We start from the raw sequence: 21,863 nt of genomic DNA on the forward strand, positions 1-21,863 counted from the left end.
GTCTCACCGTCCGTTCGTCGAGCGGAGTCCGGGCACGCGCCCGGATTCGAGAGCTTGCTTGTAGATGTCCGGGTTGTAGAGGGGCAGTTCACCGGTGGCGTCGGTGGTCTCGAGATAGTCGAGCATCAGTTGCTGCCCATCCTCGGACTGGTCGGTGCCGAGGAACTCGGTGCGCTCAACGTGCAACCCCTCTGCCAGCGACATCGAGCCGCCGAAGTACACCGACCTCTTGACGGCCGCGATCGCCTCTCTCGGCCGGGAGCCCAGGTATCCGCCGAGTTCGGCGGCCCGCGTGATCAGTTCGCCCGGCGCGACGACCTCGTCGACGGCACCGTTGGCGAGAGCCTGCGCGGGGGTGAACGGCTTGCCTTCGAGGATCGCGACCAGGGATCGGTGGGTGCCGATCAGCCGGGTCAGTCGCTGGGTACCGCCGCCGCCGGGATTGATTCCGAGGAGTACTTCCGGCTGACCGATGAAGAAGTCCCCGTCCGCCATGACCCGCAGATCGCATGCCCAGGCGAATTCCGCACCGAGGCCGAGTGCCGAACCATTCAGGGCGGCAACGAAGATGATGCCGCTCGCGTTCATCTTCAGGAACGTCGCGTGCAGGCGGTCGAGCTGGACGGCCCCCCAGAGCGGGGTCCGGCGTACCACGGGCTCGAGAAGACGGGCTCGATCCGCGCCTCTGGCTACCCGCGCGATCGCGGAGGCGCCGCGCCGGCCCAGCGGCGGCACCGCAGCACCCTCTTCCTGCAGCCACCGCACATCGGCGTGGCTGACGAACCGGCCGGCACGCGTGCCGGTGAACACGACTGCGCGGACGCCGGGGTCGCGGTCGACCCGATCCACCAACTCCTCGAGCTGGTTGGCGATGTCGAGGCCGAACAGGCTGTGCTGGCCGCCGTCGACCCGCACGATCAGCACGTCTCCGCGGTCCTCGACCTCGAGGTGGCCCTTGTCTCCGTGTGTCATGAGATTTTCACTTCCGTGAGGTGGGGGATGGGAAGTACGTGCGGCGAGTGCCGCGTGGGCGTTCGAACGGCACTGTAACTTCGTTATGAAGTACTATAACCATGTTATGCGCAGGTGGCAACCGTCACTTGGGCAACTTGCGCCTCCGACGGGCGCACGTGCAGTCAGGTGGAGATATGGGAGACACGTCGCCGGCGCCCGAGGGTGTGCCGGAGCGGCTGATTCGAGCCACGGTGGGCCTGCTGGCCGAGCAGGGACCGTCCGCGATCAAGGCGCGGACGGTGGCGTCCGCGGCGGGATTGTCGACGATGGTGGTCTACCACCACTTCGGCGGCATCCCCGAGCTTGTCCGCGCGGTCGTCGACCATGGTTTCACCGAGCTCGGCATCGCGTTCTCACAGGTGGGGGCGACGGACGATCCGATCGCGGACCTGTTCACGATGGCGTTGACGTGCCGGCGGATCGCCCGAGAGAACCCCCATCTGTACGACCTGATGTTCGGATTGTCCACGCGCGCGACGTATCGCCCACTCGAGTCGGATGAGCGGTTGAGCGGACATTCGCCGGCCTTCCGGGCCGCCCACGCTCGCGTCACCGATGCGTGCGCCCGTCTGGTGAGTTCCGGCCGGGTCGGGGCGCAGGACCCCGAGGTCGTGGCCGCGCAGTTGTGGAGTTTCGTGCACGGCTACATCACCCTGGAGCTGGGCGAGCACTTCGTCGAGTTCGACGACGCCGTGATGCAGGTGCTGCTGCCGATGGGTGTGAATTTCTCTGTCGGACTGGGGGACACGCGCGAACTCGCGCAGGCCTCACACGAGAAGGCTGCGCGACTGTACGAGTCGGCGCAGCCGGCGAGCGGCACTTCCGCAGACGCCTGAGTCGAGACTGCGAGGCCCCGGACGGGCAGTCCTCGGCACGAGCGCAGATGTGCGGGCTGCGCTCTGGTCGCGCACCGATACGCGAGGTCCTCGGTCGAGTCCGGGACCTAGTGGCGAGCTCATTCCGCCGATGGGTGATGTTTTACCCCCGCGGCGTCAGTGTGCGCGCGATCGGATTGTTGGTGACAGGGCATTGCATCTGTCCTATAACGAAGTTATAGTCGCAGGATGAAACGTGATCTGGTGGGCCGCAAAGTAATCGTTACCGGGGCCGCGCGCGGCATCGGCGAGAAGGTGGCTCGCCTCGCCGCGGCCCAGGGGGCTCGTGTCGCCCTGATCGGACTCGAACCCGACAGACTGCGCGCCCTCGCCGAGGAGCTCGGTTCGTCGGCGCACTGGCGCGAGGCAGACGTGCGCGACAGCGCGACGCTGCAATCCGCGATAGACGAGTGCGCCGGCACGATGAACGGCGTCGACATGGTCGTCGCCAATGCGGGGGTGGCCGCGTACGGAACAGTGCGACACGCGGACGAGGCGTCCTTCGAGCGTGTCGTGGACATCAACCTGAACGGGGTCTTCCGCACCCTCAAACATGCGACACCCCACCTGCACCGCAGCCGGGGCCACGTGCTGATCGTGGCATCCGCGCTATCTTTCACCTCGATAGGCGGTCTGGCCTCCTATGGCGCGAGCAAGGCGGGTGTCGAGTCGCTCGCACTGGCCTATCGGGCGGAGGTGGCCCATCTCGGGATCACGGTCGGTCTTGTCCATCCGTCCTGGATCGACACCGACCTGGTCCGAGGCGCCGAGATCGATATTCCCTCCTTTCAGGCGATGCGCACACGCCTGCCGTATCCGGGCAACGTCACGACCAGTGTCGACCGGGCGGCCTCGGCCATCGTGGACGGACTCGCGTTTCGGCGAAGCCGGGTCTACGTGCCGCGGGCCGTCGTCGTCGCCAACTGGGCCAAAGCACTACTGAATTCACCACTGATCTGGCCGTGGACACGGCGGTTCTCCGCCGCGACAGTTCCGTCCCTCGAGACCGAAGTCGCCGCCTTGGGTCGCAACAACCAGCTCGTTCCGGAGTTGCCGCATCCCACCGACAATGATCAGCACAGCCCGGCGCGCATCTAGAGCAAGCCACTGTGGTCCGCACGAAGTATAGAGATAGGAAACATGATGAAGGCTGTCGTACTCGATCGTTACGGGAGCAATGACGGTGTGCGGGCTGGCGAAGTACCCACCCCGCCGGTGCGAGATGATGACGTCCTGGTTCAAATCCGCGCCGCGAGCGTGAATCCCTTGGATCTGAAGATTCGAGAGGGGAAGCTCAAACCCATTCTGCCGTACCGGCTACCGATCGTCCTGGGCAATGACCTGGCCGGTGTCGTCGTCCGTGTCGGACCCGCGGTGCGACGATTCCAGCCCGGCGACGAGATCTATGCGCGACCTCACCAAGACCGAATCGGCGCGTTCGCGGAATTCATTGCCGTGAACGAGGAGGACGTGGCGCTCATGCCACGCGAACTCACCATGGAGGAGGCGGCCTCGGTCCCGTTGGTCGGATTGACCGGATGGCAGGCGCTGACGGAGAAGTCGAACCTGCAAGCGGGACAGAAGGTTCTGATCCATTCCGGCTCCGGCGGTGTCGGCACGTTCGCGATTCAACTGGCCAAGCATCTCGGTGCGACGGTGGCCACGACGACGAGCACGGCGAACGCCGAGTGGGTAGGGCGCCTGGGTGCCGATATCGTGATCGACTACAAGAAGGACGATTTCGCGGAGATTCTGCAGGACTACGATCTCGTTCTCGACACCCTCGGCGGTGAGACGCTCGAAAGGTCACTCCGCGTTCTCAAACCTGGTGGGAAGGTCATTTCCATCGCCGGTCCGCCCGATCCTGGCTTCGCGAAGGAAGCCGGATTGAACTGGCTCGTGCAACAGGTGATGCGGCTGCTGAGCTTCCGAATCCGGAGGGCAGCGAAACGGCGCAAGGTGACCTATTCCTTCCTGTTCATGAAATCGAGTGGAGAACAACTACGCCAGCTCGCGTCCATCATCGACGCCGGTGCGATACGCCCGGTCGTCGATAAGGTCTTCCCGTTCGAATCGACCAAGGCAGCATTGGCTTACGTCGAGCAGGGGCGCGCAAAGGGAAAGGTCGTCGTCAAGATCGGATGAAAACACCCCGCGTCAGCCGGAATGGGTCAGCTTCCGCCATCGTTTCGTCAAACGTCGTCGAGGACCGAGGTCACCCTCTGATGTCGCCGTCGGTGCCACCCAGAGGTCGCGGGCCGCACCTGCGGCGCTCGTTCGTCGGGACGGAATATCTCTCCGTCAGTTGCGCGATGAACACCTGCTGCGCGAGCGGTCGAGGCGCTGCACCGAGGCGAACCGATCGCGGTGTTGGCCATCCGGCTAGGCTTCTCCGACCCCCGACCTTCCGCCGAGTCTTCACGCGGTGGACCGGATCGGCCCCTAGCACATTCGCCCGAAGTGCAAACCCCGTTCACGCCGGTCACCTCTTCGATCTTCCGGCGCTGCTGGAAAGCGTCTGGCGATAGATGCCCAGCACGCACGTGGCGGTCCCGGCCTGCCAGCCGGTGGTACCCGCGGTCTTCGCCCCCTTGCGCGATGGGACGACACTCGCCCGCGGAGGCGGCCGATATAGAGCCCGGATCCTGCTGAAAATCTCGCCCGCGGGAGGGGCGTTGCGGCCTACGATTGAGATCCAGCCCTGCGGCTCATCCCCTCTGGTCGCGCGCCCAGCCGAGTACATCCACGGAATTCGACAGCCGGTCTCGCCAAGAGAGCGAGCAGCCGGTGCGTCGAGTATCGGAGGGATGCCATGAGTGCAACACCCACATTGAAGAAGGCGCTGAGCCAGCGGCAGCTGACGATGATTGCCATCGGCGGGGTGATCGGCGCAGGGTTGTTCGTCGGGTCGGGCGTCGTCATCGGCGACACCGGGCCGGGGGCCTTCATCACCTATGCGCTTGCCGGGGTCCTGATCATCATGGTTATGCGGATGCTGGCCGAGATGGCGGTGGCCAATCCGTCGACCGGATCGTTCGCCGACTATGCCCGCGCCGCGTTGGGCAACTGGGCCGGCTTCTCCGTCGGCTGGTTGTACTGGTACTTCTGGGTGATCGTCGTCGGCTTCGAGGCGATCGCCGGCGCGACGATCATCCAGTACTGGATCGACATCCCACTGTGGTTGTCGGCGTTGGTTCTGATGATTCTGATGACGGCAACGAATCTGTTCTCGGTGTCGTCGTTCGGCGAGTTCGAATTCTGGTTCGCCGGGATCAAGGTGGCAGCGATCGTGGTGTTCATCGGGCTGGGCACACTGTTCGTTCTCGGGGTGTGGCCGAACAAATCGCTCGATTTCTCGAACCTGTGGAGCCATGACGGGTTCCTGCCGTTCGGCGCCATGGCCATCACGGTCGGTGTGGTCACGGTGATCTTCTCCATGGTCGGCGCCGAAATCGCGACGATCGCCGCCGCGGAATCGGCGGATCCGGAGCGGGCGGTGACCAAGGCCGCGAACTCGGTGATCGTGCGGATCGCCGTGTTCTTCGTCGGCTCCACGTTCCTGCTGGCGACGATCCTGCCGTGGAACGACGAGGATGCGGCAGCGTCCCCCTTCGTCGCCGCGTTCACCGAAATGGGGATCCCGTACGCCGACCACATCATGAACGCCGTGGTGTTGACCGCCGTGTTGAGCTGTCTCAACTCGGGCATGTACACCGCCTCCCGCATGCTGTTCGTCCTCGCTGCGCGCCGGGAGGCGCCTGCGCAGCTGGTCAGGGTGACCCGTCGAGGGGTGCCTGCTACCGCGATACTCGCGTCCTCGGTCGTCGGCTTTCTGTGCGTCATCGCCGCGGCAGTCTCACCGGACACCGTTTTCGTCTTCCTGCTGAACTCCAGCGGTGCGGTCATCCTGTTCGTCTACCTGCTCATCGCCGTCTCCCAGATCGTGCTGCGGTACCGCACCCCGGACTCGGAGCTACGGGTCAAGATGTGGCTGTTCCCGGTGTTGTCGATCATCACCGCGGCCGCGATCGTGGCGATCCTGGTGCAGATGTATCTGCAGGATGATGTGCGGTCGCAACTGGTGCTGAGCCTGTTGTCGTGGGCCGTCGTCATCGTGCTGTTCCTCGCCAACAAGTGGTTCGTGGGCAGGCGGCCTGTCGTGGAAGGGGTCGCGGCGACGACACGTCCGCACCGAGTGCTGGTGCTGGCGAACCAGACCGTCCAGTCCAAGGAAATGCTCGACGAGCTTCGTCGCATCGACGCGGATCGGGATGCCACCTACTTCGTGGTCGTGCCGGCCAGTCCGATCGAGACCGGAACTGCCGCCACCCACGGTCCACTCGACGTCGCGGAAGCGACCCGAGAGGTCGCACAACAGCGGTTGGACGACACGCTGGCGACACTTCGCGCGGAGAACCTCGAAGCCGACGGTGAGTTGGGTGACTACCGCCCGCTGCGGGCCCTAGCCGCCGCCGTCGACTCGTTCCGTCCGGATCAGATCGTCATCTCGACACTGCCACCGGAAGAGTCGGTGTGGCACCGCTTCGACGTCGTGGACCGTGCACGCGCCGAGCACAGTGTGCCGGTGACGCACGTCGTCGTCACCCCGGTCGCCGCAGAGGGATCCCCCCGATGACGATCATCGCCGGATTCAGCTCGAGCCGTCAGGGGACCGCGCCCCTCAACCTGGCGGTGCAGATATCACGCTGGACCGGTGACAAGGTAGTGGCCGCGGCGATCGTGGAACGGCCGTGGCCTGCGAAAAACGACCCCCTCGAGCGCGAATACCTGGGCTACGTCACCGAGCAGGCTTCGCGCGCACTGGACGGGGTGGTCGGCCAGCTGCCCGGGGGTCTGGATATTCCCAGCGTCGTCCACCAATCCGATTCCATTCCAACAGGTTTGATTGAACTCGTGACCACCCACGGCGCGCGCCTCGTCGTTGTCGGGTCGTCGTCGTCCGGGTTGCTGGGCAGGGTGACGCTGGGCAGCGTCACCGAACGGCTGGTCCATACCGCGGCGGTGCCCGTCGCGATCGCTCCGCGCGGCTACCCGCCGGTGCCCGAGTCGATCTGCCGGATCACCGTCGCGTACGGAGGCGAGGCCGACGTGAACGGTCTCGTTGCTGCCACCGCCGAACTGGCCAGACAGTGGCCGGTGCAGTTGCGGATCGTGTCGTTCACGGTGCGGCCGATGACGATGTTCGGCGGCGCGATCGAGCGATCGACGGAGGATCTCGTCGTCCAGCAGTGGGCACGCCGGACGCGCGAAGATATCATCAAGCAGCTCAATGCAGTTCGCGCCCGAATTCCGGTTCCCGACGTGGATGTCGTGGTGGGCAGCGGCCACGACTGGCGTGAGGCGGTGGAGGCCGTCTCCTGGGAAGCCGGCGACATGCTGGCGCTGGGGTCGGGCGCGGCCGGACCCGCGGCCCACGTATTCCTCGGCTCGGCCGCCTCGAAGATACTACGTCACGCTCCCGTGCCCGTGATGATCGTTCCCAGGCACGCATTGGCGGCGTAGGCAGAAAAGGTGCGATCGGCGGGCGAACGGGGAGACCCCGCCGATCCGCCTCGAGGAGGCGACGTCGACGGGGTCATCCACCACCTCGGTGTTCTCGCCCCTCGTCTCGAACACCGTTGTCGCCGTAGCCTCTCCCAGGACTACGGCGATATGAACGTACCTGGACGCTCGGCTATGCGCACCAAATCAACTCGCTGAGAATATAATTCGATGACTGTTCCAACCATGGACACGCGCAGAGTGCGTGACCTGCACAGACCCGTCGAGGCTCACCGGCCGCGGCGTGCGAGCCGTTCGCCCGGTGTCGTGGCACCCCAGACGCCGTGCTGTTGGCCGGTGTCGAGTGCATACGCGAGGCATTCCCTCAACACGGGGCAGGCGCGGCAGAACTCCTTGGCGAGATCTTCCCGCTCGGAGCGAGCATTCCTGCGTTCGGCGTCCGCGGGGAAGAAGATCTCCGCGTCCTCTCCATGGCAGCGCGCAGACAATCGCCACTGCCACAACTCGGTGTCGTGGCGTTGCAGTGTTGTCACCGGTGTCGACATCGGATCGACTACCCCCTTCTCTCTCGGGTCGTCCTGTAGTACAGCGCATTCGCACATGGCCGAGAAGAATTCCGATCTTCGGGATTTCGGATGAGCCGGCGAAGATCGGATCGGCGTGACGAGAACCCTGTTGTCCGTCCGCTGCTCTTGCGATGCTGACCGAGTGACACTCGGGCGGCCTCGAGAGGCAGACGTATGACCATCCTCGATTCTCCGACAGTCGACGCCGCGAGCCTCGGCGTGTACGACTCGATCACCGAAGCCATCGGCAACACACCCCTCGTTCGGCTGAACCGGGTGACCGGGGGCATCTCCGCGGCGGTGTATGCCAAGCTCGAGTTCCTCAACCCCGGCGGAAGCGTGAAGGATCGCGCCGCCCTGGCCATGATCGACGCCGCGGAGGAGTCCGGGGAGCTCCTGCCCGGCGGCACCGTCGTGGAAGGCACCTCGGGCAATACCGGGGTCGGGCTGACATTGGTGGCCGCCGCTCGGGGATACCGTTCGGTGGTCGTGGTACCTGACAAGACAAGCGCCGAGAAGATCGCGTTGCTCCGGGCGCACGGGGCGCAGGTGCACGTGACCCCGGGCGGTCGGCCCAGCCACCATCCCGAGTTCGTGCGCAACGTCGCCACTCGTCTTGCGGCAGAAATCCCCGGCGGCTGGCTCGCCGGCCAATACGACAACCCGGCCAATCCGGGTGCGCACCGCACCACGACCGGACCGGAGATCTGGCGTCAGACCCAGGGCCGAATCACTCATTTCGTCGCGGGTGTAGGGACCGGTGGGACCATCACGGGGACGGGGGAGTTCCTGACGCAAGTCTCAGGCGGGGAAGTGCAGATTATCGGAGCGGATCCCGATACCTCCGTGTACGGCGGCGGAGACGGCCGGGCCTGGTACATCGAATCCGTCGGCCATTTCCTGCACCCGCAGACCGAACAGGACGAATGGCCGGACTCCTATCGTCCGGACGTCGTCGATCGGCTCGAGAGGATCCCGGACGTCGAGGCGATCGAGGTGCTACACCGGCTCGCCCGGGAGGAAGGCCTACTCGTCGGAGGCTCCGCCGGTACAGCGGTCGCCGCCGCCCTGCGGGTCGCGCGGACCCTCGGACCGGACGACGTCGTGGTCGTGGTCGTTCCGGACTCGGGCCGGGCGTACCTGTCGAAGTACTTCGACGACGAGTGGCTGGGGCGACTGGGTTTCCCTCTCTACCGCACAGCGACCGGACCTGTGGTGGGTGACGCGCGGCAGGGCAGGGAAATCGCGCCCAGGGCAGTGCCGTCCACCGCCACCGTGGCCGAGGCGCGCGAGGTGCTCGCGGACGGCCCGGCGCTGCCCGTCGTCCTCGCCCGTCAGACGGCCGGGCCGACGATCGTCGCGGAAATCCTGGGGTCCGTCAGTGCTTCCGCCCTGGCGGGCGTGCGCGACGGCGACCCCGTCGACTCGCACCTAGACGAGCCGTTACCCGTGGTCGGTGTGACCGAACCACTGTCGGAAGCGGTGCGGCGAATCGGGGGCTACCGTGGCCCGGTCGTCGTAGCCGAATCCGGGCGGGTGGTTGCACTCGTCGACGCCGCCACCGTCCGCGCATCCGGACACGGCAGCCCGTCGTGAGGTCCTCGTCCGTGCTGCAGCCGGCAGTCGTCACCCCTGATCGAATACCTTCTCGAAGCAATTCGAGAAGGGCAGGATCTCGTACGGCGAGAAGATCGGAATCCGTGAGTAGCCACTCTTCTCGTACAACCTGACCGCATCTGGTTGCCGGTCGCCGGTCTGGAGAATCAGGCGAGGTCGTGCCGCCCTCCTGGCGGCATCCTCGACGGCGCGCAGCAGAGCTGTCGACACGCCGGTGCCACGGTGCTCAGCTGTGACGAACATCCGTTTCAACTCCAGGTCCTCGCCGTTCCACCGCAGTGCAGCGTGACCGACCGCTTCCCGCTTGTCGGTGCCTTCGTCAGCCGCGTACACCACCACCGTGAGGAAAACGGACTGCGGGTCAACCGCATTGGTGGCGGCGCGGTCTGCAGTCGACACTCGGTCGGAGTATCGCGGCCCGACTTCAGCGGCCATGGCTGCTCGCAATTCCTCCGCGTCGGGATCGAACCACGACACTTCGCTTACCTGAAGAGTCGAGAGCGCAAGTTCAGAGGGCATGTACCTTCTCCGTGGATGAAGCCGCCAGTGTGGCCGATGCTTCACCATCGTCATCCTGACTTCGAGAGTTGAAATCAGCGTGACGCCAATACCACCCACCGATCTCAGCTCCACCAGGCGTGAACGTGAAGTTGCACAGGGCTCTTCCGATCTGGACGAATTAATGTCCGATCGCGTCGATTCATGCCAGGTCAGAACCTGTTTCTCGTCGTGGATGACGCAGGTAGTGAACGACCGATGGTGGAAAATGACGTTAACCTTCTCGACGTCCGGATGCTGGTCACGTCAGCGAGTCATCACCGACGTTCGCCGAGCGCAGCTCGCCCAGCTCGCCGCTGATCACGACCACCGAACAGGAATAGTCCCCCGATGAGTCTCGAATTCCTCTGGTACATCCCCAATCAGGTCGCACCGGGGCACCGCGGCGAGCCCGTCGCGGCCGACCACAACAGCCTGGAGACCCTGACCGCCCAGGCGAAGGCCCTCGAGGAGCACGGTTGGAAGGGTGCGTTGATCGGCACCGGCTGGGGACGCCCGGACACACTCACCGTCGCCGCCGCCCTTGCTGCGAGGACGGCGACCTTCGAGCCGCTCATCGCGATCCGGCCCGGCTACTGGCGGCCGGCGAATGTCGCGTCCGCTGTCGCCACCCTCGATCATCTGACCGGCGGCCGGGTCCGGGTCAACATCGTCTCCGGGAAGGACAATCTCGGCGCGTACGGCGATCACGAGAGCGACCAGGCTCACCGGTACGCCCGCACCAAGGAATTTCTCCACCTCGTCCGCAAGCTGTGGAGGAGAACGTCACCTACCGAGGTGAGCACTTCCAGGTCACCGATTCCACGGTGCTGCCCCGGATCGTGCCGCGCGGAGACCGGCTGCACCCGAAGCTCTACTTCGGCGGCGCATCCGAAGCGGCCGAGCGGGTGGCGGCGACCGAGGCAGACGTGCAGCTCTTCTGGGGTGAGCCGCTCGCGGGTGTGGAGGAACGGATCGAGCGGTTGCGGTCACTGAGCGAGAAGCTCGGCCGAGAGCACGCGCCGCTGGAGTTCGGCCTGCGGATCACCACCTTCGTGCGGGACACGACCGAGCAGGCCTGGGCCGAGGCAGAGGCGAAGGTCGCGGAGATGGCGAAGAACGATATGGCGAAAAACAAGGGGGCGCTTCCGCGGAACCCGTATCGCCAGACCGCCGTAGGACAGCAGCGACTCCTCGACCTCGCCACCCGTGGCGACGTGCTCGACGACAACCTGTACACCGCACCCGGGAAGGTCGGTGGCGGCGGCGCCGGCACCACCTGGCTCGTCGGCTCCCCCGAGGACGTCGCGAAGTCACTGCGCAAGTACGAAGATCTCGGCATCACCCACTTCGTACTCTCCGACACCCCGTATCTGCCGGAAATCGAGCGTCAGGGCAACCAGCTCCTGCCGTTACTGCGCGAATGAGCCGGGGGAGCGCTACTTACGCTTCCCCGCAACAGCTTTGTGCTGCTCAGTGACAGTTACCCGCCCGCGTTGCAGGCGCGGGCGGGTATCTGGCTGTCATCGGCTGGTCGCTCTGTCGCATAACGAGCCCCGGCGGACGAAGCCCGCCGTAATCTCGTCCTCGGTCAGAGCCTGAGTCCGGTCCCGTGCACACCGTGTTCCTCGATGAGCGCGAGTTCTTCGTCGGTGAGCGCCGGGAAGGTCAGGGCCGCAATGTTGTGGTCGAGTTGATCGGTAGAACTCGCACCGATCAGCGCCGACGTGACCTCCGGCCGTCGCAGTACCCACTGCAGCGCGAGCTGTGCGAGTGACTGGCCCCGGGCCTCGGCGATCTTGTTGAGCTCGGCAGTGCGCTGCCGGTACGTCTCGTCGATCACGTCCGGCGTCAGGAAGGTGCTGTTCTGCGCTCGCGCGTGCTCGGGAATCGTCTGCAGGTACTTGTCGGTCAGCAGACCCTGCGCCAACGGCGAATACACGATCAGCCCGAATCCGTCCTGGCGGGCGGTGTCCAGCAGGCCGTTCTGTTCGGGGCGGCGGTCGTAGATCGAGTAGCGCGACTGGTGGATGAGCAACGGGACGCCGGCCTGGCGCAGCAGTTCGGCGGCTTCATGGGTGCGGTCGGGTAAGTAGTTGGAGATGCCGACGTACAGCGCCTTGCCTTGCTCGACCGCGCTGACCAGTGCACCGACGGACTCCTCCAGCGGCGTGCTGAGGTCCGGACTGTGGTGATAGAAGATGTCGACGTAGTCGGTGCCGAGGTCGCGCAGACTGTGGTCGAGCGAGGTGAGGATCGACTTGCGCGAGCCGCCCCTGAGGTACGGGCTCGGACCGATCGGGTTGCCTGCCTTGGTCGACAGGATGAGCTCGTCCCGGTAGGGCGCGAGGTCCTTGGCGAGTACCGTGCCGAAGTTCTTCTGGGCTGCGCGGTGCGGTGGGCCGTACCGGTCGGCGTTGTCGAAGTGGGTGATCCCCAGGTCGAACGCGTGGAGAATGATGTCCCGCTGCGTCGCGAAGGCGTAGTCGGCACCGAACTTCTGCCACAGGCCGAACGAGAAGGCAGGCAGGTCAAGACCGGAGTTTCCGGTGCGGTGGTACGGGACCTTCTCGTAGCGGTCGTCGGCAGCGGCGTAGGTGACTTCGAAGGGGATTTCGGTCATGCGGACACTGTCGTCGAACGACGAGGGAATAGGAACGGTTCGGATCGTGCAGATCAATAGGAATGACTCAAGGCGACGCTCAGATCAGTCGGGTGGTGAGGATTCGTCGAGCAGCCGTTCGAGGTAGTTCAGGTCCTGACGGATCATCGCGATCGCTCGTGCGGGACCCTCCGGGGTTGCGGACTGTGGGTCCTGCTGGGCCACCGAGCGTACTGCCATGTCTGCGAGTTGAGTGGCGATGGCGCGATCGTCGTCCGCGTTTCCGGGCTGATGCCACCAGGCGATCCAATTGAGCATGCCGATGACGCCCAGTGCTGCGGTTCGCGGATCGACCGGGCGCATCTCGCCGGTGCGGATTCCGTCTTCGATGACGTGAATGAATTCCTTGAGCACGTGTCGGCGGCTCTGCTGATAATTGCGCGAGATGTCGTCGGGTAGCTCCGCTTCGGAGCGGATGATCAGCCGGAATCGATCTGGAGCTTGCGCCTGGTGCAGCGCGATGGCGGTCGCCATCTCGCGGAGTTTCTCGGTCGGACCCAGGTCGGTGCGCTCGTTGATGGTGTGTAGCAGGGCGGCGGGCGTCTCGGTGCTTTCGCTGACCAGGCGGGAGAGGAGCTCGTCCTTGTTGGCCACGTAGTGATAGAGGGCGGGCCGCGTCAGGCCGGTTGCGTCGGCGATGTCCTGCAGCGTGGTGCTCGCGAATCCTCGTTCGGCAAACAGCCGGGTGGCTTGCTCCATGATCTGCTTTTCCACCAGCTCACGGCGAGGGTTGCTACGGCCGGCCGCGCTCTCGGGTGCAGCCTGCTCGGTGGAACGGGTTTTGCCCCGGCCTCTGGGTCGGCGCCCGTTCGCGGCCTCCTCGCTTGTCATGTCCGAAGGATAACGGGCGCGCGCCGCTGGTCGCGTACTCATGCCGAGACCCGTGATCCGGACAGCGCTCGATCAGGCTCCGACGATGCCGGATCATTGAAGAACGTCAGGTGCATGCGTACGCTGGCCAACCCTGCGGCGACGTCGGCGCGACAGGACGCGGGGGCCTCGACGACGAGGACCGCATCTGTGTGGTGCCGTAGCCGTTCGGCGAAATCGAGTCGGCTGAGCAGCGATGAGCGGGTGGATGGGCCGGTGAGCCAGAGGGTCCGCGAGGTTGGTGCGGTCTCGATGAGTGCGGTGGCCTCCGGACCCCAGGCGGAATCGAAGTCGATGTCGAGCACCGTGGTGGTTTCGGCGTCACGGAGGTACGTGGGCGCGATCCGGTGCTCGAATCGGAAATCACCGTGGTCGAGTGGTTGCGCGATGGTCCAGTCCGTGATGTCTGCGTCAGGGATCGCATCCGAGGGTAGGTCCGCGTAGCTCGCCAGGCCTTCCCGGACGAGTGTGGGCGCGGTGTCGTGGAATCGGCTGAGGCTGACCTTTCCGGCGCGGGTCATGTAGGCGATCATCAGCTGTTCGATCGGGAGGTCCATCCGCTGTGGGAAGGATTCCCACCAGAGTTCGCTGCGGTGCGCGATCTGCTGGAGGTGTTCGACGGCGGGGCGGCGAGCCCGTTCGTATTGCGCGAGCGCTTCCTCGATATTCGGGGCCGTGATGAGTGCGTGGTCGAGTGCGATGGCGTCCTCCATGGCGAGTTTGGTGCCCGAGCCGATGGAGTAGTGCGCGGTGTGGGCGGCGTCGCCGAGCAGGACGACGTTGCCACTGTGCCAGCGCCCACACGAGATGGTTCGGAAGCGCATCCAGCGGGTGCGGTTCCCGATCAGCCGATGCTGTTGCAAGGTCTCGGCGAAGGCCTCCTGCAGGTACTGCAGGGCGGTTTCGTCGCTGTCGAGCGGCGCTGTGTGCTCGGTGGATACGTCGAACCCTGCCCGCCGCCACGTGTGCTCGTCGGTTTCGATGAGGAAGGTGCTGCGGTCTGCCGCGTAAGGGTAAGCGTGTGCGACGAACGTGCCGTGCTCGGTGGTGACCGGGATGAAAATTGCACTCGGCAGAGCGAAATCCGTTCCGCACCAGAGGTACAGGCCGGCGCCGGTGCTGATATGTGGGTCGAACCGGTCTGCGAGCTGTGCGCGTGTGCCGCTGTTGATCCCGTCGGCCGCAATGATCAGGTCCGCGTCGAGGTCTGCGGGGTCCCGGCGTTCGCCGAAATGCAGCCGGACGCCGGCATGTCGGGCTTGTTGCTGCAGTACGTCGAGCAGGGAAGTGCGCGCGATCGCGAGGAGATCACCGTTCGCCAGCCGGGCGATGTGCTCGCCGACCTGCATCGACATGTCGTGCGGATGGGCGGCGGCGACGATGGCCTCGAGCGATGCCGGGTCGGCCTCGCGAAGATTGCGCTGGGTGCGGGAGGCGAGTCCGACGCCGAATCCGAATGTCTTGTCCGGGGCGCTCTGTTCGTATACCGCCACTTCGGCATCCGGATGGCTGAGTTTGAGCAGTCTTGCGGCGTAGAGGCCGCCAGGTCCACCTCCGAGAACTGCGACTCGCTCGAGGTTCATGGTAAAACTCCAGTCTGTGTGACGTATCAGTCGATTATTCTACGTGCATGTCGAAGAGTCAATGTGATGCGTCGTCGAATCCCGGTGTGGCCTTCGGGGCATGCCCATACGGACATGCCCCGAAGGTGTTGATCGTCAACGGAACCGGACGACGCCCGGTCCTACGCGACCACGCCGTGTGCGTCGGCTTCGGCGAGCAGTTTCGCTGCGATCTCGGCACGCAACCGCTTCTTGTCGATCTTGTTCACATTGGTGTGGGGCAAGGACGGCACCCATTCGAGCCGTTCGGGCCACTTGAACTTCGCGACACCGAGCTGCGCCAGATGCTCCTGAACGGCCTTCAGCAACAGTGGTTCTCCGTCGACGGACACCAGGTACGCGCAGGCCTTCTCGCCGAGTCGGGGATCGGGCATGGCGACGACCGCCGCGTTGGCGATGCCGGGGTGCTCGAGCAGGAGCAATTCGAGTTCCTCGGCGTTGACCTTCTCCCCGCCTCGGTTGATGAGGTCCTTGATTCGTCCCTCGATCGACAGGTACCTCTTGCCGTCGATGACGGTGATCGCGGCGAGGTCACCGGTGCGGTAGAACCCGTCGGAGGTGAAGGCATTCTGGTTGTGTTCCGGGGCGTCGAAGTAGCCGGGGATCGTGTAAGGCCCGCGGCAGCACAGTTCTCCGACGCCGCCGTCGCGGAGTTCGTTCTCGGCACCTGGTTCGAGGATAGAAATTTCGTCGTCGGAGGCGATCGGGGTGCCCACGGTTGTCAGTCGGGCGTGTGCGGGGGAGTCGAGAGGGGTCACCGTGAGCAGCCCTTCGGACATGCCGAACAGCTGACCTGCCCAGTGCCCGGCACCGTCGTCGACGCGGTCGAAAAGTTCGGGTGGAACCTTGGCGCCCGACAGCACGACGCGTCGGAGAGACGTGCGGGCCTTGTCGAAGTCGTGGGTCAGAACCGCCTGGTAGTGACCGTGTCCGATGAGGACTTCGGTCGCTTCCGTCCGTGCCATCAACTCGAACGCGGCGGGAGCGTCGGCAGTGGCGAGGACCAGACAGGCGCCGACGGAGTGCGCCGCGTGCAACCCACACGAGATTCCGGCGTTGTGGATGATCGGTATCAGGTGCGCCACGCGGCTGTGTTCGTCCCAGCCGAGCCGCTGTGCGTAGAGCAGGGCGTTGTTCCAGTATTCGGCGTGGATGCGCGGAATGACCTTGGGCACACCGGTGGTGCCGCCGGAAAGCTGGAACGCGGCGACGTCGAGTGGATCGGTCTGCCCTTCGATCTGCTCGACCAAGGAACGCGCCGCGACGGGATCGGTCTCGAGTCCCAGGTCTTCCAGTCGGGTCACGCCCGGTTGGTCTCTGCCCGACTCGTCGCCGACGGTGATGATGTGCCGGATGCTGGGATGCCCGGTCGCATGTTCGCGCGCGAACTCGACGAGGTCGAACCCCGCGGTGCGGACCTCGACGATGTGCCCGACGGCGCCGACCTTCCGGCTGACGTGCCCGATCTCGTGCATGCGATGCGCGGCGAGGGTCGCGACGGGGACGAGGCCGGCCTTGATGCAGCCGTACCAGGCGAGGACGGTTTCCTGGCGATTGGTCAGCTGGAAGATGACCGGATCCAGTCGGTTGAGCCCGAGTCGGATCAGGCCGGCCGCGATCTGGTCGGTCCGGCGATCCAGTTCGGCGAAGCTCATCGAGCCTTCGGCGCTGATCACTGCGGTCCGCTCCGCGAACCGGTGCGCGATCTGGTGCAGTCGCCGCCCGGTGGGATCGTCGCTCCACATTCCGCTTTCGCGGTAGTGCCGGGCCCGGTCCTCGGGAAAAGTGACGAGGCGTCCGCCCCAATCCGAGTAGGTCACCGCTGCCCTCCTGATGCCTGTGTCATCACGGGTTTCACCGACATTATCGCTCCGCAACCGCAGGGAGGAGTCGTGCGATGTCGAGGGCGTGATCGGGGTGATCAGCGGGGACGATTCCGGAGTAGACGGCGGTCCAGCAGCCGGGGCAGCAGAGTTGCCGGAATACGACGGGGGTGTCGACGTATTCGCGGGGATCGGAGGTCACCTGCGGCCCGGCTGTCGAGGACGGGCCCTCGAACCGCGCCAGGTCGAGCGTGGCGGTGCCCTTGTCGTCGCCGAGAAGGCGCCCGCATTGGGCGCAGGCGATCGCGCGGGTGTCGCCGATCGTGACCTCTGCCAGGTTGTCGTCGAGTCTGCGAGAGCCGGTCAGGTCGAGCACGGGGGCATCGGACGGACTTCCCCCGGAGCGGTCTCGGCGCGTCGTACGCATCTCGTCGCGCCGCTCCGAGGTCCGGATCTCGTCGGCGTCTCCGTCGTCGAGGACGACTCCGTACACGGTCTCGGCACCGTATTCGGTGACCTTGCCTTCACGGAAGTCGGCTGCCACGGCGGCCGGGTCGCGCAGCAGCGGATCACCGTATCCGCCGCCGCCCTGCCAGTGCATGTACAGCACTTCACCGGGCGCGACGTAGCTCTCCGCGTAGCACGCTCCGAGTTCACGGCCGCCGCCGAGATCGTTCAGGGCATCGGGTATGCGGCCGGCGGCGAACTGTTCGACGATGTCGGTGCCGCGGGCGAGAACTTCGACGCCGGTGTTACCGGGGTATCCGCCTGCGAGGCCGTTGTTCTGGGCGACGGCCTTGCCCGCCGACGCCAATACCAGACCCATCGGCAGGCTGGTGCCGTAGGGGGTGATGGCGATGGAGGCGCTGACACCACCTCGCTGGCGACCGGGTCCGCCGGAGTCGGGTTCCTCGCGGCGCCACAGGGTGAGCAGCGGGTAGAGGAATTCGGTCATCTCGGTGTCCGGAATGCGGCCCATCGGGATGCAGAAGAGGCCACCGGTGTCCATGCCGTCGGCGGTGGGGCGGGCCCCGTAGCCGCCGGCCATCGGCTCCATCATGATGTTGAGGAACGGCACCGACTGTTCGGGGCGTTCGTCGAGACCGGCGATCACGGCGGTGTCCCACGTGCCGCAGCACGCGGCCTGCACACTCTTGCCGAGATCGACCGACCGGTCGAGCATCTGCGACAGGCATTCCGCAATCAGGGTGCCGGTGAGCCAGGCCGGCCCGATCGGTCCGCGGCTGACCGCTGCGGGGAAGGTGGCGTTGTTGATCGTGCCCTCTTCGGAAACCAGGTCGAAGCAGCGCATCAGTCCGCCCGCAGACCAGGGGATGTCTCCGGCGAGGATCGGAAGGAGGGCGAGCATGACTCCGCCGCGCATACCCGCGTAGGTGCAGTTGATCACGCCGGTCTGCGGATCGGTGCCGGTGAAGTCGAAGGTGAGGTGATCGGCGGTCTTGGTCATGGCCACGGCGATCTTGTGGATTCCGCGGTCGCCGGTGTGTGACTGATCCTGGTAGCCGGTGGCCTTCCAGGTGCCGTCGGGCAGCGACGTGAGTTTGCCGCGCAGACGTCCCTCCGCGTCGGCCATCATCCGCTTCATCACGGCCTTGACGGTGTCGGCACCATACTGCTCGATCACGGCGAGAAGTCGGTTGCGGCCCACGGTGTTGGCGCCGATCTTCGCGCGCAGATCGAGTCCGACGAGCATCGGCACCCGCGAGCGCCGCACCCAGGCATCGGAGACGTCGCGTTGTAGTTCGTAGTCGCGCACAACCTTGATCGGTGGCGTCGGGAGCGATTCGGAGAACACGTCCTGGGCGGAGGGGTCGAACGAGCCGAGCCCGGATCCGCCGAGATCGGGTTCGTGACAGATGGCACTGGTCCAGGCGAAGAGCTTGCCCTCGTGGAAGATTGGTTGATAGACGATCACGTCGCTCTGGTGCAGTCCGCCGCCGACCCAGGGGTCGTTGCACAGGAACATGTCGCCCGCGGTGATTCCGGGGTTCGTCGCGCGGTGCTGGAGGGTCCAGTAGATGGCGAGGTCGACGGCACCGACGAGCATGGTGTTGTAGAGGCCGACCTGCACTTCCTGCCCGATTTCGTCGCTGATCGCGAAGTCGAAGTCGTTGGCGTCGGTGACGATGGGGGAGCCGGACATGCGCTTGAGCGCTTCGCCCATTTCGTCGGTGACCGACCACAGCCGGTGCCGGATGACCTCGTAGGTCAGCGGGTCGAGGTCGTCGATCTGCTCCTGCGTCACGGTGTGGACGGGAAGGGACGGCGGCAGCGAGCGCGAGAGTGCGTCAGGGTCGATCGGTCGGCTCGAGAAGATTTCGGAGCCGGGGATTTGCATGGTCATCTTCGGTGCTCCTACTGGGCGACGATGGTGAGGTTGCCGAGGCGGTCGACGGTGCCGGTGGTGCCGTGGGGAACGACGACGGTGGTCGTGGGTACTTCGATGATCGCCGGGCCGTGCAGGACGTGTCCGGCGAGCAGTGTGCTGTAGTCGTAGATGTCGGTGTCGACGTAGCCGATCCTGCCGTCCAGACACACTTCTCGGGTTCCGATGTGTGCTGGTGTGGGATCGGCGGAGTCCGCGGACTTGACCTCGGGCAGCGTGGGTGAGAACGGCAGGAGTCCGGTGGCCCGCACGCGGTAGGTGATGGCCTGGATTCCGGCCTCACGGAAACCGCTGTCCTTTCCGTAGAGTTCGGCGTACCGCTGCTCGAACAGATCCGACGCGGCATGGATACCGGCGGCGTCGAGGTTTCCGGCAGGCACCGCTGTCGCTACCTCCGCGAGTTGCATGGTGTAGCGCATGTCGATCTCGCGTTCGATCTCCACGCCGGTGAACTTCAACCCCTGCCGGTTCAGTTGCCCGAGTACCTGGGTCTCGAGTTGGGCGAAGTTGCGCTCCGCCCGGGCAGGGTCGAGCGGCATGGCAGCGGGGTCGGAGAGTTCGGCCGCGAGGACGATGTTGGACGAGGCCAATCCGTACGCGGAGAAGGCGGAGGCCACCTGGCCGAGCGGAACGATGACTTCCGTGACCCCGACCTCGCGGGCGTAGGCGGCGCAGTGCGCTGGGCCGGCACCGCCGAACGCGTAGAGCACGAAGTCGCGGGGGTCGTGCCCCGCCTCGACGACGGTCTTGCGCAGCAGGTCACCCGTTTGGGCGTTCTGTACGGCGTAGATGGCCGCGGCTGCGTCTTCGATCGACAGCCCGAGGGGTTCGGCGATCTTGGTGCGGATCGCCTCCCGCGCGAGGTCCTTGTCCAGCGGCTTACGCCCGCCGAGGAGCCCGTGTTCGGGCAGAATCCCGAGAACCAGGTTCGCGTCCGCGTTCGTCGGTTCGGTGCCGCCCTGCCCGTAGCAGGCAGGGCCGGGTACGGCCTGTGCACTGTGGGGGCCGATCTGCAGATTGCCGCCCGGGTCGACCCAGGCGATTGCGCCGCCGCCGGATCCGATGGCGTGCACCTCGAGGGTGGGGACATTGATCGGGTGGTGATTGATGATCGTGCTGGAGGCGCGGACCGGTTCCCCGTCGACGACGAGTCCGACGAGGAAGGTGGTGCCGCCCACGTCGGTGGCGATGATGTTGCGGTGACCGAGTTGCTTGCCGAGGGACACCGCACCGACCACGCCACCGGTCAGCACCGAACCGACGGTACTGATGGCGTTCTTCGGTGCCTCCGCGGCCGCGACGGCGCCGCCGTTGCTCTGCATCACCAGCAGTGGGCCTGCGAGTTCGCGTTCGCGCAGCTTCGACTCCAGGTTTCCGAGGTAGTCCGCGAGCCCCGGGCCGATCTGGGTGCTCATGATGGTCGTGGCGTTGCGCGCGAACTCGCGGATACGTGGGCTCACCTCACTGGACAGGGACACGAACACCGTCGGGTCGATGTCGTGGACGAGTTCGCGGATGCGCTGTTCGTGGACGGGGTTGCGGAACGACCACAGCAGTGAGACCGCGATCGCGGAGATTCCGTCGTCGAGCAGTGCGCGAATGGCCCGGCGGGCGGAGTCCTCGTCGAGTGCGACGACGACGTTGCCGTCGCGGTCGAGTCGCTCGGTCACCTCCAGTGCATGCTTCTTCGGTATCAGACCATGAGACTTGCTCTGCCCCAGTACATTTTGCAACTGCTCTGGCGAGCCACCGAGGTAGCGGCCCTCGACGTTCATGATGTAGATGGAATCGCGGTGGCCCTTGGTGGTGAGGAAGCCGACCGGGGGCACGTTTCCCATGACGAGCGCGTTGAGCGATGAGGTGGTGCCGTGCGCGATATGGTGGGTGTTCGCCAGCATCTCCTCGATTGGGCATCCCAATTGCTCGGCGAGTGCCTCGAGGACATCGATCACGCCGCGTGAGTAGTCCGGCGGCGTCGAGGGGGCCTTCGCAGCGAGAACAGTGCCGGCATCGTCGTCCAATACCGCGTCGGTGAACGTGCCACCGACGTCCACTCCGATCACATATGCCATTGGTGCTGCGCTCCTTTGTGCCTGGGGGGAATTCTGCGGGTGGTGTGAGGTCATCCTCGAACACTCCTTACGTCTGTGTCGAGTATTCGACGTGAATGACAACATGTCAAGGGGCAATTGTGATGGCTGTCACGGAGGTGGGCCCGGTTCGGGGATGGCGGGAGTGCCGCAACCCGTGCTTCCACCGCTGGAGCCTTGACGAATCGTCGTTGGCGTCGAATACTCGTCATGGGCGTAAATGCTGTTCGGGTCGGGGACGTTCCCCCGACACCTCG

Annotated in this window: 15 protein-coding genes and 1 pseudogene; 7 read left to right on the top strand and 9 right to left on the bottom strand. The window is 65.6% G+C overall.

Annotated features, from left to right (window positions below):
* Nucleotides 1-3: 3 nt before the first annotated feature.
* Entirely contained in the window at nucleotides 4-972 is a 969-nt protein-coding gene (locus RJ1_RS19215; protein ID WP_073362667.1) for an enoyl-CoA hydratase/isomerase family protein, read from the bottom strand.
* A 176-nt stretch (nucleotides 973-1,148) separates the two neighbouring features.
* Between RJ1_RS19215 and RJ1_RS19220 the strand changes: the two genes are divergently transcribed.
* From RJ1_RS19220 to RJ1_RS19240, 5 genes are all read left to right on the top strand, one after another.
* On the top strand, nucleotides 1,149-1,850 hold the full coding sequence (locus RJ1_RS19220; protein WP_073362670.1) for a TetR/AcrR family transcriptional regulator: 702 nt from the start codon (nucleotides 1,149-1,151) through the stop codon (nucleotides 1,848-1,850).
* A 228-nt stretch (nucleotides 1,851-2,078) separates the two neighbouring features.
* A complete protein-coding gene (locus RJ1_RS19225) occupies nucleotides 2,079-2,987 on the top strand; it encodes an SDR family oxidoreductase (protein ID WP_073362672.1) in 909 nt (302 codons plus the stop codon).
* Between the two features lie 45 nt (nucleotides 2,988-3,032).
* On the top strand, nucleotides 3,033-4,034 hold the full coding sequence (locus RJ1_RS19230) for an NADP-dependent oxidoreductase (protein WP_073362797.1): 1,002 nt from the start codon (nucleotides 3,033-3,035) through the stop codon (nucleotides 4,032-4,034).
* A 667-nt stretch (nucleotides 4,035-4,701) separates the two neighbouring features.
* Nucleotides 4,702-6,525 (top strand): amino acid permease, encoded by a 1,824-nt coding sequence (locus RJ1_RS19235; protein WP_073362675.1) that lies wholly within the window; start codon nucleotides 4,702-4,704, stop codon nucleotides 6,523-6,525.
* A complete protein-coding gene (locus tag RJ1_RS19240) occupies nucleotides 6,522-7,412 on the top strand; it encodes a universal stress protein (protein WP_073362678.1) in 891 nt (296 codons plus the stop codon). Before RJ1_RS19235 ends, RJ1_RS19240 begins: the two co-directional genes overlap by 4 nt.
* A 269-nt stretch (nucleotides 7,413-7,681) precedes the next feature.
* Here RJ1_RS19240 and RJ1_RS19245 read toward each other — a convergent pair whose 3' ends face one another.
* Nucleotides 7,682-7,945, bottom strand: a complete 264-nt coding sequence (locus RJ1_RS19245) for a WhiB family transcriptional regulator (protein WP_255284893.1) — start codon at nucleotides 7,943-7,945, stop codon at nucleotides 7,682-7,684.
* Between the two features lie 207 nt (nucleotides 7,946-8,152).
* On the opposite strand from RJ1_RS19245, the gene RJ1_RS19250 reads away from it, so the two are divergent.
* On the top strand, nucleotides 8,153-9,574 hold the full coding sequence (locus RJ1_RS19250; RefSeq protein WP_073362683.1) for a PLP-dependent cysteine synthase family protein: 1,422 nt from the start codon (nucleotides 8,153-8,155) through the stop codon (nucleotides 9,572-9,574).
* Nucleotides 9,575-9,604: 30 nt separating this feature from the next.
* On the opposite strand, the gene RJ1_RS19255 is transcribed toward RJ1_RS19250, so the two are convergent.
* Nucleotides 9,605-10,114: a GNAT family N-acetyltransferase gene (locus RJ1_RS19255; RefSeq protein ID WP_073362686.1), complete on the bottom strand. Its 510-nt coding sequence runs from the start codon at nucleotides 10,112-10,114 to the stop codon at nucleotides 9,605-9,607.
* Between the two features lie 369 nt (nucleotides 10,115-10,483).
* On the opposite strand from RJ1_RS19255, the pseudogene RJ1_RS19260 reads away from it, so the two are divergent.
* Nucleotides 10,484-11,559 (top strand): annotated as a pseudogene (locus RJ1_RS19260) (LLM class flavin-dependent oxidoreductase).
* A gap of 164 nt (nucleotides 11,560-11,723) precedes the next feature.
* On the opposite strand, the gene RJ1_RS19265 reads toward RJ1_RS19260, so the two are convergent.
* The 6 genes from RJ1_RS19265 to RJ1_RS19290 form a co-directional block, all read right to left on the bottom strand.
* Nucleotides 11,724-12,755 (bottom strand): aldo/keto reductase, encoded by a 1,032-nt coding sequence (locus RJ1_RS19265; protein WP_073362800.1) that lies wholly within the window; start codon nucleotides 12,753-12,755, stop codon nucleotides 11,724-11,726.
* Between the two features lie 84 nt (nucleotides 12,756-12,839).
* The gene (locus RJ1_RS19270; RefSeq protein WP_174695000.1) at nucleotides 12,840-13,625 is read right to left on the bottom strand and encodes a TetR/AcrR family transcriptional regulator; all 786 of its coding nucleotides are present in this window, start codon (nucleotides 13,623-13,625) and stop codon (nucleotides 12,840-12,842) included.
* A 38-nt stretch (nucleotides 13,626-13,663) separates the two neighbouring features.
* On the bottom strand, nucleotides 13,664-15,247 hold the full coding sequence (locus RJ1_RS19275) for an FAD-dependent monooxygenase (protein WP_073362690.1): 1,584 nt from the start codon (nucleotides 15,245-15,247) through the stop codon (nucleotides 13,664-13,666).
* A gap of 161 nt (nucleotides 15,248-15,408) precedes the next feature.
* Nucleotides 15,409-17,106, bottom strand: coding sequence for a (2,3-dihydroxybenzoyl)adenylate synthase (locus tag RJ1_RS19280; RefSeq protein WP_073362693.1), 1,698 nt, complete (start codon nucleotides 17,104-17,106; stop codon nucleotides 15,409-15,411).
* A 43-nt stretch (nucleotides 17,107-17,149) separates the two neighbouring features.
* Nucleotides 17,150-19,474 (bottom strand): hydantoinase B/oxoprolinase family protein, encoded by a 2,325-nt coding sequence (locus RJ1_RS19285; protein ID WP_073362695.1) that lies wholly within the window; start codon nucleotides 19,472-19,474, stop codon nucleotides 17,150-17,152.
* Between the two features lie 11 nt (nucleotides 19,475-19,485).
* The gene (locus tag RJ1_RS19290) at nucleotides 19,486-21,588 is read right to left on the bottom strand and encodes a hydantoinase/oxoprolinase family protein (RefSeq protein ID WP_073362697.1); all 2,103 of its coding nucleotides are present in this window, start codon (nucleotides 21,586-21,588) and stop codon (nucleotides 19,486-19,488) included.
* Nucleotides 21,589-21,863: the final 275 nt, after the last annotated feature.

This window comes from Rhodococcus jostii NBRC 16295 (genome assembly GCF_001894825.1).
Lineage (GTDB): Bacteria > Actinomycetota > Actinomycetes > Mycobacteriales > Mycobacteriaceae > Rhodococcus_F > Rhodococcus_F jostii.